This window comes from Streptomyces sp. A5-4 (assembly GCF_051131715.1).
GTDB lineage: Bacteria > Actinomycetota > Actinomycetes > Streptomycetales > Streptomycetaceae > Streptomyces.
The window spans coordinates 7,393,109-7,407,892 of the sequence record NZ_CP178591.1 but is presented as its reverse complement, the minus strand read 5'-3'; the positions used below and the strand labels follow the sequence as shown (position 1 = coordinate 7,407,892).

Here is a 14,784-nt window from a genome sequence, read left to right as displayed (position 1 = left end):
ACGATCAGCCGTCAGGCGTGTCAGTCGCGCGCGACCTCGGCCGTCGCGTCCGTCAACCGGCCGTCCAGCTTGGCCACCAGGCCCGTCACCTGACGGGCGATGTCGGGCGCGGTGAGCCCGATCTCGGCCATGACCTCCTTGCGGGAGGCGTGGTCGAGGAAGCGCGACGGGATGCCGAAATCGCGCAGCGGTACGTCGACGCCCGCGTCGCGCAGCGCCTGGGCGACGGCGGAGCCGACACCGCCGGCCCTGCTGTTGTCCTCGACGGTGACGACGACGCGGTGCTGCTCGGCGAGCGGCGCGAGCGCCTCGTCGACCGGCTTGACCCAGCGCGGGTCGACGACGGTCGTCGTGATGCCCTGGGCGTCGAGCAGGGCCGCGATCTCCAGGCACATGGGCGCGAGCGCGCCGATGGAGACCAGCAGGACGTCGGGGCGATCGGCTCCGGCGTCCGCGTCGCGCAGCACGTCCATGCCGCCGACTCGGCCCACGGCCTGCACCGCGGGGCCGACCGCGCCCTTGGAAAAGCGCACCACGGTCGGGGCGTCGTCGACGGCGACGGCCTCGCGCAGCTGGGCGCGGAGCTGGTCGGCGTCGCGCGGGGCCGCGATCCGCAGGGTCGGGACGCACTGCAGAATCGACATGTCCCACATGCCGTTGTGCGAGGCGCCGTCGGTGCCCGTGACCCCGGCCCGGTCGAGCACGAAGGTGACACCGCACTTGTGCAGGGCCACATCCATCAGGACCTGATCGAAGGCGCGGTTGAGGAAGGTGGCGTACACCGCGAAGACCGGGTGCAGGCCGCCGGTGGCCAGACCGGCGGCGGAGACCGCCGCGTGCTGCTCTGCGATCCCGACGTCGTAGATGCGCTCGGGGAAGGCCTTCTGGAACTTGTGCAGGCCGACGGGCTGGAGCATCGCCGCGGTGATCGCCACGATGTCCTCGCGCTCCCGGCCGAGCTTGACCATCTCCTCGCCGAAGACCGAGGTCCAGTCCATGCCGGAGGCGGCGATGGGCAGACCCGTGTCGGGGTGGATGACACCGACGGCGTGGAACCGGTCGGCGTCGTCCTCCAGGGCGGGCTTATAGCCGCGGCCCTTCTCGGTGATGCAGTGCACGATGACCGGGCCGCCGAAGCGCTTGGCGCGCAGCAGCGCCGACTCCAGGGCCTCCAGGTCGTGGCCGTCGATCGGGCCGACGTACTTCAGACCGAGGTCCTCGAACATGCCCTGCGGGGCGATGAAGTCCTTGAGGCCCTTCTTCGCGCCGTGCAGGGTCTCGTAGAGCGGGCGGCCGACGACCGGGGTGCGCTCCAGGAAGTCCTTGCCGCGGGCCAGGAAGCGCTCGTAGCCGTCGGTGGTGCGCAGGGTGGCCAGGTGGTTGGCGAGGCCGCCGATGGTCGGGGCGTACGAGCGTTCGTTGTCGTTGACCACGATGACCAGCGGGCGGTCCTTGGCGGCGGCGATGTTGTTCAGCGCCTCCCAGGCCATGCCGCCGGTGAGCGCGCCGTCGCCGATGACCGCGACGACGTGGTCATCCTTCGCCAGCACCTCATTGGCCTTGGCGAGGCCGTCCGCCCAGCCCAGCACCGTGGAGGCGTGCGAGTTCTCGATGACGTCGTGCTCGGACTCGGCGCGCGAGGGGTAGCCGGACAGGCCGCCCTTGGTGCGCAGGCCGACGAAGTCCTGGCGGCCGGTGAGCAGCTTGTGCACGTACGACTGGTGCCCGGTGTCGAAGAGGACCTTGTCCTTCGGGGAGTCGAAGACCCGGTGCAGCGCGATCGTCAGCTCGACGACGCCGAGGTTGGGGCCCAGGTGTCCGCCGGTCTTGGCGACCGCGTCGACAAGAAAGGAACGGATCTCTGCGGCCAGCTGTTCCAACTGCTCAGGGCCGAGCCTGTCCAGATCGCGCGGTCCCGTGATGCGGGTCAGCAGAGCCACCCGTGCCTCCTTGCAGTTGAACTGTCTGGCTTGCCGGTCTACCGAGTCTAATGTTCCGCTCGCGACTGTGGACGGCGGGCGGTGCGTTCTGTGTCACTCGGGCGGCCTACAAGGGGCCGTACACGCAGGCGTGCCCGGCATCAGTGTTCGATGCCGGGCACGCCTGCGGTTCCGCGGTCAGGCGCGGCCCGCGGTCTTCTGGGTCTTGCGCGTGATGGAGTCGATCACGACGGTGGCCAGCAGTACGCCACCAGTGATCATGTACTGGACGGGGGTGGCGATGCCTTCGAGCGCCAGCCCGTACTGGATGGACGTGATCACCATGACGCCGAGGAGCGCGTTCCAGGTGCGACCGCGGCCACCGAAGAGGCTGGTGCCACCGATGACGGCCGCGGCGATGACGTTCATCAGCAGGTCACCGGCGCCGGCGCCCTGGTTGGCCGCGGCGATCTTGGAGGCCCAGAACAGGCCGCCGATGGCCGCGAACATGCCGGCGATGGCGAAGACCGAGATCCGGACCATCTCGACGTTGATACCGGCACGGCGGGACGCCTCGACGCTGCCGCCGAGTGCGAACACCTTGCGGCCGTACGTGGTGCGGCGGAGCACGAAGTCCGTCAGCACCAGCACGACCAGGAAGAGCACGACGGCAAGCGGCGTGCCCTTGTACTGGTTGAACATGATCGCGGCGGCGAAGGCCACGATCCCGAGCAGGACCGTGCGCAGCACGATCTCGCTGAGCGGCCTGGACGGGATACCGGCCGCGTTGCGACGGCGGCTGTCGGTGTAGGACGAGAAGAAGAACGCCGCCACCGCGAGGAGCGCCAGGCCGTAGCCGGCCGCCACATCGGTGAAGTAGTACGTGGTCAGCTGGCCGATCAGGCCGTCGCCGTCCAGGTTGATCGTGCCGTTCTCACCCAGGATCTGGAGCATGAAGCCCTGCCAGAACAGCAGGCCTGCCAGGGTGACGGCGAACGCCGGGGCGCCGATCTTGGCGAAGAAGAAGCCGTGGATGGCGCCGATGAGCGCGCCTCCGGCGATGGCGGCGAGCAGCGCGAGCCACTCGTTGACGCCGTTGGTGACGCTGAGCACGGCGACGATCGCGCCGGACACACCGCTGACCGCGCCGACCGAGAGGTCGATCTCGCCGAGCAGCAGCACGAAGATGACGCCGACGGCCATCATGCCGGTGGCGACCATGGTCACCGAGATGTTGTTGATGTTCTGCGCGGTCAGGAAGTTGGAGTTCAGTCCCTGGAAGATCGCGCAGATGATGATCAGGCCGACGACCACGGGGATCGAGCCGAGGTCACCCGCGCGCATCTTGCGCTTGAACTCCGACAGATAGCCGCCGAAGCCCTGCTCGCGTACGAGCAGTCGCGGGTCGATGGCGGTAACCGCGTCGGCCGCGGGGGCCGGTGCGTCCACGGCGCCCGGTGCGTCCTCGGGGCCCGAGGTCTTCTTGATGTTCACTTCTGGGCCTCCCCATTGCGCGCCGCACGACGGGTCACGGCGTTCTCCGTGGCACCTGTGATGGCGGAGATGATCTCTTCCTGCGAGGTGGTCTTCACATCGAAGACACCGTTGTTCCGGCCCAGCCGGAGCACGGCCACCTTGTCCGCGACGGCCTTCACATCGGCCATGTTGTGGCTGATGAGGATGACCGCGTGGTTGCGCTCGCGCAGCCGCTCGACCAGGTCGAGGACCTGGGCGGTCTGCTCGACGCCGAGGGCGGCGGTGGGCTCGTCGAGGATGACGAGCTTGGGCTCACCGAGCATCGAGCGCGCGATGGCCACCGTCTGGCGCTGGCCACCGGAGAGCGAGGCGATCGGGATGCGCACGCTGGGGATACGGATCGAGAGCGTGGTCAGCAGCTCACGGGCGCGGCGCTCCATCTCGACCTCGTTGAGGACGCCGCGCTTGCGCAGTTCCCGGCCGAGGTAGAGGTTGCCGACGACGTCGAGGTTGTCGCAGAGCGAGAGGTCCTGGTAGACGGTCGCGATGCCGAGCCCCTGGGCGTCGTGCGGCTTGTTGATCGCCACGGGCCTGCCCTCCCACTCGATGACTCCGTCATCGATGGGGTGCACACCGGCAATGGTCTTGACCAGTGTGGATTTTCCGGCGCCGTTGTCGCCGACGAGGGCGACCACTTCGCCGGCGTGGACCTCAAGCTCTACGTCGGTGAGCGCCTGGACGGCACCGAACCGCTTGGAGACCCCTCGCAACGCCATTACGGGCGTAGCGGACACTTGAACCATCTCCTTCGCCGCCTGACCGGCGGGGATGCCGCGCCGGGGTGGGGCGCGGAGGCTGAGCAGAAATGAACGGAAAGGACGAGGTGTTCTGTCCGGCACCCCGCCAGTGCGGCGGGGCAGTTGAAGGCGGGGCACCGGACAGACTTCAACGGTGGGCAAATCCCTTGCGGGGCAGGGGACTTGCCCACCGGTCGGGCTACTTCAGGCCGAGCTTGTCGCACGCCGCCTTGTACTTCGGCGTGCAGATCTCGCTGACCGTGTAGATGCCGTCCTTGAGGACGGTGTCCTTGATGTTGTCCTTGGTGAGCGAGACAACCGGGATGATCTTGCTCGGGACACCCTTGGCGGACGCGCTGTCCGTCTTGTCCGCGGCGAAGGAGTCGAGCTTCTCGCCCTTGGCCAGCTTGACCGCCATCTCGGCGGCCGCGGAGGCCTCCACGGGGTACGGCTTGTAGACGCTCATGAACTGCTCACCGGCGACGATGCGCTGCACGGCGGCCAGCTCGGCGTCCTGACCGGTGACCGGCGGGAGCTTGGTGATGCCGGCGGCCTTGAGGGCGGTGATGATGCCGCCCGCCATGCCGTCGTTCGCGGAGTAGACGCCGTCGATCTTGTCCTTGCCCAGGGCGGAGATCGCACCGTCCATGTTGGCGTTGGCGTTGACCGGCTTCCACTCCTTGGTGTCGTAGCTCTTGCCGATCTTGACCTTGCCCTTGAGCTCCGACAGCGCGCCCTTCTTGTAGAAGGCGGCGTTCGGGTCGGTGATGGCGCCGTTCATCATGACGATCTGGGCGTCCTTCTTACCGCCCAGCGCCTCTACCAGCGCCTTGCCCTGCACGCGGCCGACCTCTTCGTTGTCGAAGGAGGTGTACGCGTCGATCGGGCCCTCGGCGAGGCGGTCGAAGGCGACGATCGGGATGCCCTCGTCCTTGGCCTTCTGCACCGAGTTCTGAATGGCCTTGGCGTCCACCGCGTCCACGATGAGCGCGTCGACCCCGTTGGTGATCATGGTGTCGACCTGCTGGTTCTGGGTCGACGCGTCCTGCTTGGCGTTGGCGTAGACGACCTCGCCCTTGCCGTCGGTCAGTTCCTTGACCTTCTTCTCGATCTGCGGCTTGTCGAACTTCTCGTACCGCGCCGTCTCGTTCTCCGGCAGGAGCAGGCCGATCTTGAGATCGTCGCCCTTCTTGGCGCCGGACTCCTTGGCCTTGTCGCCGGACTCCTTGGCGCTGCCGCAAGCGGCGAGGGAAACGGCCATAGCGGTGGCGGCCACGGCCACGGCGGCACGACGCATCTGCGTGTTCACTTGAGAAACCTCCCTGACGAGGCCGCGACGTTGCGGCCGAGGTGGCTGGAAGTCAACTCGGCCCCGCTGCCAGCGTCAAGGAGTAAATCCTTAACGAGATGACAACGGTGCCATTCGTTATCTAAGTGAAGGCAGGTGTACCAGCGGGCAGCGCACTGTCCAGAAGGGTCGAATCGCCCATTTCATTGAGTACCAGAGCCAGCGCGCCGAGCACTTCCGCCCGGCCGCCGAGCGCCCCGGGCAGTACGGAAAGTTGCCGCGCCGCACTCGGAATGGCGTAACGGGAGACCGAATCGCGGATCGGCCCCAGGACCAGCTCCCCCGCCTCGGCGAGGTCGCCGCCGAGGACGACCCTGCTGGGGTTCAGCAGATTGCACAGGGTCGCGACCCCGCTGCCGATGTGACGACCCACGTCCGCGATGACGCGGCGGCAGCCGGGATCGCCCTCGCGGGCCAGCTGCACCACCTTCTCCATGGTCAGACCGGGCTCGTGGCTGGACTGGAGCAGGGGCAGGACGTACCGGGCGGCCGTGAAGGTCTCCAGGCAGCCGCGGTTGCCGCAGCGGCACACAGGGCCCGATTCGTCGAGCGTGATGTGCCCGATCTCGCCGGCCGTTCCGCCGGGGCCGCGGTAGATCTGGCCGCTTATGACCAGACCGGCGCCGACGCCGCTGGCGACCTTGATGTACGCCAGGTCCTTGACCCCGCGCCCGCTCCCCCAGACCAGCTCGCCCAGCGCGCCGAGGTTGGCGTCGTTGTCGACGTACACCGGCACGCCCAGGCGCCCGGCGAGCTCCTCGCTGGGGTTGATGCCCTTCCAGCCCGGCAGGATTGAGGTCGAGCCGAGCGTGCCCGATTCGACGTCGATGGGCCCCGGCACGCCGAGCCCGACGCCGATGACCTTGTCCTGGCTGATGCCACTGGCCGCGATCAGCCGCTTGACCAGGTGTTCCGCCCGGTCGAAGCCCTCGGCGGAGGAGGCGTCGACGTCCAGCGGCTCGGCCTCTTCGGCGAGCACCTGATGGGCCAGGTTGCCGACGGCGACGCGCAGGTGCGTATGACCGAAATCGACGCCGATGACGATGCCCGCGTCACCGCTCAGCGAGACGCTGCGGGCCCGGCGTCCGCCCGCAGAGGTCGAGATGACCTCGACGGTCCCACCGTCCTTCAACTCGCGAACGATATTGGAGACCGTGGCTGCGGAGAGCCCTGTGGTCCTGGCGATCTCTGCCTGGGTGAGGGAACCCGCCATGCGAACGGCGCGTACGACCCGTTCGAGGTTGGCCCGGTGCAAAGACGTCTGCGACCCCGGAGTCTCCATTGACTCATCCACTCCTGCCCTAGGCGGACGGCCCGAGGGCCGTCCCGGGCGGGGCCGCATCGATGAGGACCCCACCCTTCCTCCAACATATGAACTCTAAGCTGAGCCTTTCGGGTTGTCCCCCGTCAAGACCTTGAGCATTGCAAGACAGCCGCAGGACACACCGAACCGCCCGCCGGCGTGCTGCCGGCGGGCGGTTCGGACGAGGCGGACGTGCTCCCCGACGGGCGCGCTACTTGATGGCTCCCGCGGTCAGGCCCGCGACGACCTGGCGCTGGAAGATGATGTACGCCGCCAGGACCGGCAGCATCGCCATCACCAGGCCCGCGAAGAGGCCCGACCAGTCGCCCTTGTAGCCCTGGCTGGTCGCGAGCTCGACCAGCCCCTGGGAGAGCACCCGGTTCTCCGGGTCGTTGTTGAGCACCGTCGGCAGCATGTACTGGTTCCACTGCCCCAGGAAGTTGAAGATGCCGACGCTGATCAGGCCGGGCTTGGCCATCGGGATCATCACCTGGAAGAACGTCCGGGTGTGCGACGCCCCGTCGATCATCGCCGCTTCCGCCACCGAGCTGGGCAGCGTACGGAAGAACGAGGTGAGGAAGAAGACGGTGAAGGGCAGCGAGTACGCGATGTAGACCATGATCAGGCCGGGGAGCGTCTCAAGGAGCCCCATGTTCTTCAGTACGTAGAACAGCGGGACCAGCGCCAGCATGATCGGGAAGCTCATTCCTCCGACGAAGAGGAAGTAGATGAATCGGTTCCCGGGGAAGTCGAAGCGCGAGAGGACGTACGCCGCCATGGAGCCCAGCAGCAGCGTGCCGACGAGAGAGAAGGCCACCACGATGATCGTGTTGAGGAAGTACTCGCTCATGTGCGCCTCGGACCAGGCCCGCGACCAGTTCTCGAAGTGCAGCCGGTCCGGCAGCGACCAGGGCGATTCGAAGATCGAGGCGTCGTCCTTGAAGGACGTCATGACCGCCCACAGGAGTGGCATGACGACCATGAAGGCCCACAGGATCAGGATGCCGTGCGAGAAGACGTTGAGCGTTCCGCCGCTCACGTCCCTCTTGGGCTTGGCGGGCCCCTGTCCGACGGTCTTCGACACGGGCGGGGCGTCTTCGGTCGCGCCGGCGGGCGGGGTGTCAGTGGTCTTCATCAGAACTCCAGCCGCTCACGCCGGCCCACCCGCATCACCAGGGCCGCGAGGGCCAGAGTGATGACGAGCAGCGCCACACCGATCGTTGTCGCATAACCTGCCTGGCCGTCCCTGAACGCCGTTTGGTAGACGTACAGCACCAGAACGGTCGTCGAGTAGTCGGGGCCGCCGGGGCCCACGGTCATGATCTGGACGACCGCGAAGGACTCCGCGCCCAGCGCGAGGATTCCCATGTAGACCCAGCCCGACTGCACGGTGTCCCAGAGCAGCGGGATGGTGATCCTGAAGAACGTGGTGAACCGGCTCGCGCCGTCGAGCAGCGCCGCCTCGTAGAAGTCCTTGGGAATGGACGCCATTCCGGCGGAGAAGAGCACCACGAAGAAGCCCACCGTGCTCCAGACGAGCACCGCCATGACCGACCAGAGGGCGATGTCGGGGTCACCGAGCCACGAGGGCTGAATGCTGTCGAGGCCGATGGCCCGCAGCGCCCCGTTGATCGCGCCCTCGTTCGGGTTGTACGCGAAGGCGAACAGCACCGCGACGATCGCGATCGAGAGCACCTGCGGGAAGAAGTACGCGATCTTGTAGAAGGACGAGCCGCGGACTCCCCCGATGGCGGCGCCCTTACGGCGCCGCCCGCCCACGTTGAGCATGAAGGCGAAGAAGAGTGCGAGGCCGAGCGTCACCAGCGGCAGCAACAGCGCGAACAGCAGGCTGTTCCACAGCGAATCCCAGAAGATGTCGTCCTTCAACATCTTGCTGTAATTGTCGAAGCCGACCATCTTGAAGTCCGGGCTCAGGCCGGTCCAGTCCGTGAACGAGTAGTAGATGGACTGGATGAACGGCCAAATGACGAAGATTGCGTACAACGCCAGTGGGGCCGCCAAGAACCCCACAATGAACCGGTACTTGCCGTGTTGCATGGTTACCGACCCCGATCTTCCGGCGTGTGCCGCCGCTGGTGACGCTTACTCACTGGTGCTTGTAGTGCTTGATCGACTGATCCTTGGCCGTCGCGTCGGCGAAGGCCTGGATCTTCTTGATGGTCTCGGCCGGGGTCGCTCGGCCGGCCATCATCTCGCCGAGACCGGCGACACCGATCTGCTCCTTCTGGAGCTTCACGTACCAGTCCTGCATACGGGGGTTCACGACGTTCTCTCCGGCCTTCTCCAGCGCCGCGGTGGCGGACGTGAGGCCCGGGGTCAGCTCGATGCCTTCCGTGCCGCCGTTGAGGGCGGTCAGGGACTTCACGCTGGTGGTGAAGTTCTTCGACGACGCCTCGCTGAGCATGATGCGCAGCTGCTCCATGCCGCCGTCGGGGTTCTTCGCCGACTTCGGAACGATGAACGGCTCACCGCCGGACGCCCAGATGGTGCCGAAGGGCAGCTTGTCCGAGCTGTCGAGGCCGGTCGGCGCGCCCACGGACAGCTTGAAGTCCGCCGGCATCGTCTTGGCGGCCTCGTTCTCCACCCAGGAACCGTTCGGGATGAAGAGCGCCTGGCCCTTGGTCCAGGCGGTCTGCGACTGGATGTGGTCGATGCCCGGGGTGCCCTTGAGGATGTAGCCCTTCTTGAAGAGCTCGTAGTACGCCTCGAACGCGGCCTTGACGGCCGGGTCGCCCCAGGCGTTCGGCTCCAGGTTGTCGATCTTGTCGAGGACCTCGCGGCCACCGATCTTCGCGATCATCGGGTAGAGCGAGAACGGCAGGTAGTACGGGTACTTGCCCGCGTACGTCCAGCCGGCGATGCCCTTCTTCTTCGCCTTCGCGCAGACCGCGAGCATGTCGTCCCAGTTCTCCGGGTACGTCACGTCCAGCTTCTCCAGCGCGGTCTGCGAGTACCAGACGCCGTAGACCGTGTACGCGTAGTACATGATCCAGACCGGGTCGCCGTCGAACTGGCCCATCTCGACGATGCCCGGCCGCAGCGTGTCGCGGACCTTCTTGCTCGGGTCGTCGACGGACGGCGAGTCGAGCAGCGGGGTCAGGTCGGTCAGCTGCTTCTTGCCGACCAGTACACCCATGTCCATCTGCTCGGCGCCCGAGTTGTCGATCAGGTCGGGCGGCGTGCCACCGTTGAAGCGCGGCTGCAGCTGGGAGCGGATCTTCTGCGTCGAAGTGAACTTGACCTTCGCCTTGGGGAAGTTCTTCTCGTAGATTCCCTTGGCGTCCTCGGCGTACTTCGTGCCGAACCCACCATCGAAGATCACGATCTCGAGAGCCGCGCTCTCATTGACGCCAAGGGGGTTCTTGGCGGTCTTCTTGCCCTTGTCGACCTTGTCGCCGTCGCCGCTGTCGCCGCTCGCGCAGGCGGACAGGAAGCTCATCGTCGGAACAGCGATCAGGCCGAGAGCGGCCGAACGCTTGATCAGGTCGCGACGGCCAAGGCCCTCATTGTTCTGGGCGGAGGTGGATCCCATGCTCAAGTCCTCGCCTTCTACAGGACTCAGGCGGTGTACCGGTCGCCCGTCCATATTCGCCTCAGGCGAAGGGGCCCCGCCACCGCGGTCAAATGACGCTGGGTCGTGCTCGGTTACAGAAGATACGGGCACGGCGTGCGCAGCCGACAACAAGGCTTCCCCCCACCGTTCCCCGTCCCCCCGGTCCGCGTCCAAAAAATGTGGTGCAGACGCCGACAGGTATAGTCCACTTCCCGCCAACTGAGCAAGATCGAAAGCAAGTTTGGGCAGCAGTCTTTCCCGAGTTGAGACCTCGCGGATATCTGGGGAACGCGCACGTAGCCGTCAGGATCGCCGCGCGCAACCCGGCGCGCCCTCTTTGTCTCACCCGGCACTTACAACACCCTTGACACTGTCGACCACTTGGCTCCCTACTAGGTGCTGCGCACCACTTATGACAACGTTGTCCAAGGGGAGGAACAGCCCGGGATGCCACGCAGACCTCGCTCCAGACAAGGCCACACGGCAGCCGCCCTCGTTACGGCCGCCTCGCTGCTCGCCGTGACGGCGCCCTCCGTGGCCGTCGCCCAGCCCGCACAACCCGCGCCCGCTCCGCGTTCGTTCAGCTCCTCCTTCGAGGAGGACGAGCCGCAGCCGGACTGGCGCAATACCGTCGAAGTCGGACCTGACGGGAAGAAGCGCACATCCGGGGTCGACGGCGGCTTCGGCGCCGGAATCCCGGGCAATGCGACCGACCGGGTCGTCGAGGTCCGGGCCAGCAGCGAGAACGCGGGCGGCGGCGAGACCAAGGAGAACCTCGTCGACGTCCAGCCCTCGACCAAGTGGCTCGCCTTCCAGTCCACCGCCTGGATCGAGTTCGACCTGGACGAACCGGCGAAGCTGGTGACATACGCCCTCACTTCGGCCAATGACCATGCCGAGCGCGACCCCAGGGACTGGGTTCTCAAGGGGTCAGCCGACGGCAAGGAGTGGACGTCCCTGGACTCCCGCGAGGGGCAGGCCTTCGAGAAACGCCTGCAGACGAAGACCTACGACTTCGAGAACACCCAGGCGTACGCGCACTACCGTCTTGAGATCAGCCGGAACAACGGCGCCTCGGACGCCACTCAGCTCGCGGACGTTCAATTCTCGAACGGTGACACCAGCGCCCCCGTCCCCGAGGACATGCGCAGCCAGGTAGACCGCGGCCCCTCGGGCTCGCCCACGGCCAAGGCCGGCGCGGGCTTCACGGGCAAGCGGGCCCTGCGCTATGCCGGTACGCACAAGCCGGACGGCCGCGCGTACTCGTACAACAAGGTCTTCGATGTCGACACGCGCGTCACCAAGGACACCGAGCTGTCCTACCGGGTCTTCCCCTCCCTCCCGGAGACCGACCTCAATTACCCGGCCACGAACGTGTCGGTGGACCTGGCCTTCACCGACGGCACCTATCTGAGCGACCTGCGCGCCCTCGACCGGCACGGCGCCGTGCTCTCCCCGCAGGGCCAGGGCGCCTCCAAGACCCTGTACGTCAATCAGTGGAACCACAAGGAGTCGCGGATCGGCGCGGTCGCGGCGGGCCGGACCGTCGACCGGGTGCTGGTGGCGTACGACTCCCCCAAGGGCCCCGCGAAGTTCAGCGGCTGGATCGACGACGTCACCATCGCCCCCAAGGCGCCCGAGATGCGCCTGGCGCATCTCTCGGACTACGCGTCGACCACTCGCGGCACCAATTCGAGCGGCTCCTTCTCGCGCGGCAACAACATCCCGGCCACCGCGGTCCCCCACGGCTTCAACTTCTGGACGCCGGTGACCAACGCCGGATCCACCAGCTGGCTCTACGACTACGCGCGCGGCAACAACGCGGACAACCTGCCGACGATGCAGGCGTTCAGCGCGAGCCACGAGCCGAGCCCGTGGATGGGCGACCGGCAGACCTTCCAGCTGATGCCGTCGGCCGTGGCGGGCACCCCGGACGCGGCCCGCACCAAGCGCGCGCTGCCCTTCCGGCACGAGAAGGAGAGCGCGAAGCCGCACCACTACGGCGTCACCTTCGAGAACGGCCTCAAGGCCGAGATGACCCCGACGGACCACGCGGCGATGATGCGGTTCACCTACCCGGGTGACGACGCCAGCATGATCTTCGACAATGTGTCGAACGCCGGCGGTCTGACCCTCGACCCGGAGACCCGCTCCTTCACCGGCTTCTCCGACGTCAAGAGCGGCCTGTCCACCGGCGCCACCCGGCTCTTCGTGTACGGCGTCTTCGACGCGCCGGTCACCCAGGGCGGCAAGCTCAGCGGTGGCGGCGGCAGCGACGTGACCGGCTACCTGCGCTTCGACGCGGGCGCCGACCGCACCGTGAACCTGCGTCTGGCCACCTCGCTCATCAGCCTGGACCAGGCGAAGAAGAACCTCGCCGACGAGATCCCGGCCGGCTCCCGCTTCGAGCGGATACAGAACCGGGCGCAGGACGCCTGGGACGGCGTTCTGGGCCGGGTCGAGGTCGAGGGCGCGAGCCGCGACCAGCTGACGACCCTCTACTCCAGCCTCTACCGCCTGTACCTGTATCCGAACTCCGGCTTCGAGAACACCGGCACCAAGTCGCGTCCGAAGCAGCAGTACGCGAGTCCGTTCTCCAAGCAGACCGGCCCCGACACCCCCACCCACACCGGCGCGAAGATCGTCAACGGTGAGGTGTACGTCAACAACGGCTTCTGGGACACCTACCGGACGACCTGGCCCGCGTACTCCTTCTTCACCCCGAAGAAGGCCGGCAAGCTGGTCGACGGCTTCGTCCAGCAGTACAAGGACGGCGGCTGGATCTCCCGCTGGTCCTCGCCCGGCTACGCGGACCTGATGACCGGCACCAGCTCGGACGTCGCCTTCGCCGACGCCTACGTCAAGGGCGTGAAATTCGACGCCGAGGCGGCGTACGAGGCGGCGCTGAAGAACGCCACCGTGGTGCCGCCCGCCTCGGGTGTCGGCCGCAAGGGCATGGAGACCTCGCCCTTCATCGGGTACGCCTCCACCGAGACGCACGAGGGTCTCTCCTGGTCGCTGGAGGGCTACAACAACGACTTCGGCATCTCCAAGATGGCGGAGGCGCTGTACAAGAAGACCAAGAAGCAGCGCTACAAGGCGGAGGCGGACTACTTCCGCGACCGCGCCCAGGAGTACGTGAAGCTCTTCGACGACAAGGCCGGCTTCTTCCAGGGCCGCGACCTCAAGGGCGACTGGCGCGTCCCGTCGGCCACGTTCGACCCCCGCATATGGGGCTACGACTACACCGAGACCAACGGCTGGGGCTACGCCTTCACCGCGCCCCAGGACTCCCGCGGTCTGGCCAACCTCTACGGCGGCCGTTCGGGCCTCGGCGACAAGCTCGACAGCTACTTCACCACCCCCGAGACGGCGAGCCCCGAGTTCGCCGGTTCGTACGGCGGCGTCATCCATGAGATGACGGAGGCGCGTGACGTACGGATGGGCATGTACGGGCACAGCAACCAGGTCGCCCACCACGCCACGTACATGTACAACGCGGCCTCCCAGCCGTGGAAGACGCAGGAGAAGGTCCGTGAGGTCCTCTCGCGTCTCTACACCGGCAGTGAGATCGGCCAGGGCTACCACGGCGACGAGGACAACGGCGAGCAGTCGGCCTGGTACCTGTTCTCCGCCATGGGCTTCTACCCACTGGTCATGGGCGGCGGCGAATACGCCGTCGGCTCCCCCCTGTTCACCAAGACGACCGTGCGCATGGACAACGGCCGCAAGCTGGTCGTCAAGGCTCCGAAGAACAGCGCGAAGAACATCTACGTCCAGGGGCTGAAGGTCAACGGCAAGCCCTGGAAGTCCACGGCGCTGCCGCACGACCTGCTGGCGCGCGGTGGCACGCTGGACTTCGACATGGGCTCCAAGCCGTCCGCCTGGGGCGCCGGCAAGGACGCCGCGCCGGTCTCCATCACCAAGGACGACAAGGTGCCGGCGCCGCAGTCGGACGCGATCAGCGCGAGTGGTCCGCTCTTCGACAACACCTCGGCCACCAAGGCGGAGTTCGAGTCGGTGGAGCTGCCCGTCGGGTCCGCGACCCGCGCGGTCCAGTACACCCTCACCTCTTCGGAGCACGCCAAGGCCCCGACGGGCTGGGAGCTGCAGGGCTCCGACGACGGTGCGAAGTGGACCGGGATCGACAAGCGGTCGGGTGAGGTCTTCGGCTGGGACCAGCAGACTCGGGTGTTCACGGTGGACGACCCGGGCACATACCGGCACTACCGGCTGGTGAGCACCGGGCCCGCGACGCTCGCGGAGGTGGAACTGCTCGCCAAGTAGGCGCACTTCGGGCCGGCGCTGCTGCCGGCGCACGCGAGAAGGGCCGCATCCCCGGTGACGGGGATGCGGCCCTTCAGCGT

General features: G+C 67.2%; 9 protein-coding genes. 1 reads left to right on the top strand and 8 read right to left on the bottom strand.

Going from position 1 to position 14,784, the window contains the following annotated elements; genetic code table 11:
• Nucleotides 1–20 precede the first annotated feature (20 nt).
• From dxs to ngcE, 8 genes are all read right to left on the bottom strand, one after another.
• Entirely contained in the window at nucleotides 21–1,940 is a 1,920-nt protein-coding gene (gene dxs / locus ACLLJJ_RS34805; RefSeq protein ID WP_434598558.1) for a 1-deoxy-D-xylulose-5-phosphate synthase, read from the bottom strand.
• 177 nt (nucleotides 1,941–2,117) lie between these two features.
• Nucleotides 2,118–3,413: a sugar ABC transporter permease gene (locus tag ACLLJJ_RS34800; RefSeq protein ID WP_434598557.1), complete on the bottom strand. Its 1,296-nt coding sequence runs from the start codon at nucleotides 3,411–3,413 to the stop codon at nucleotides 2,118–2,120.
• Nucleotides 3,410–4,198 carry an ATP-binding cassette domain-containing protein gene (locus tag ACLLJJ_RS34795; RefSeq protein WP_434598556.1) on the bottom strand — a complete coding sequence of 263 codons (789 nt, stop codon included), beginning with the start codon at nucleotides 4,196–4,198 and terminating at the stop codon, nucleotides 3,410–3,412. The genes ACLLJJ_RS34800 and ACLLJJ_RS34795 overlap by 4 nt, the downstream gene beginning before the upstream one ends.
• A gap of 193 nt (nucleotides 4,199–4,391) precedes the next feature.
• The gene (locus tag ACLLJJ_RS34790) at nucleotides 4,392–5,489 is read right to left on the bottom strand and encodes a sugar ABC transporter substrate-binding protein (RefSeq protein WP_434600597.1); all 1,098 of its coding nucleotides are present in this window, start codon (nucleotides 5,487–5,489) and stop codon (nucleotides 4,392–4,394) included.
• Nucleotides 5,490–5,622: 133 nt separating this feature from the next.
• Nucleotides 5,623–6,822 carry an ROK family transcriptional regulator gene (locus tag ACLLJJ_RS34785; RefSeq protein ID WP_434598555.1) on the bottom strand — a complete coding sequence of 400 codons (1,200 nt, stop codon included), beginning with the start codon at nucleotides 6,820–6,822 and terminating at the stop codon, nucleotides 5,623–5,625.
• 232 nt (nucleotides 6,823–7,054) lie between these two features.
• Nucleotides 7,055–7,978 carry a carbohydrate ABC transporter permease gene (locus ACLLJJ_RS34780; RefSeq protein ID WP_434598554.1) on the bottom strand — a complete coding sequence of 308 codons (924 nt, stop codon included), beginning with the start codon at nucleotides 7,976–7,978 and terminating at the stop codon, nucleotides 7,055–7,057.
• A complete protein-coding gene (locus ACLLJJ_RS34775; protein WP_434598553.1) occupies nucleotides 7,978–8,901 on the bottom strand; it encodes a carbohydrate ABC transporter permease in 924 nt (307 codons plus the stop codon). Before ACLLJJ_RS34775 ends, ACLLJJ_RS34780 begins: the two co-directional genes overlap by 1 nt.
• Before the next feature lie 49 nt (nucleotides 8,902–8,950).
• Complete coding sequence (gene ngcE / locus ACLLJJ_RS34770; RefSeq protein WP_434598552.1) at nucleotides 8,951–10,396, bottom strand: N-acetylglucosamine/diacetylchitobiose ABC transporter substrate-binding protein; 1,446 nt, start codon at nucleotides 10,394–10,396, stop codon at nucleotides 8,951–8,953.
• A gap of 468 nt (nucleotides 10,397–10,864) precedes the next feature.
• On the opposite strand from ngcE, the gene ACLLJJ_RS34765 reads away from it, so the two are divergent.
• Nucleotides 10,865–14,704, top strand: a complete 3,840-nt coding sequence (locus ACLLJJ_RS34765) for a GH92 family glycosyl hydrolase (protein WP_434598551.1) — start codon at nucleotides 10,865–10,867, stop codon at nucleotides 14,702–14,704.
• The last annotated feature ends 80 nt before the right edge of the window (nucleotides 14,705–14,784 follow it).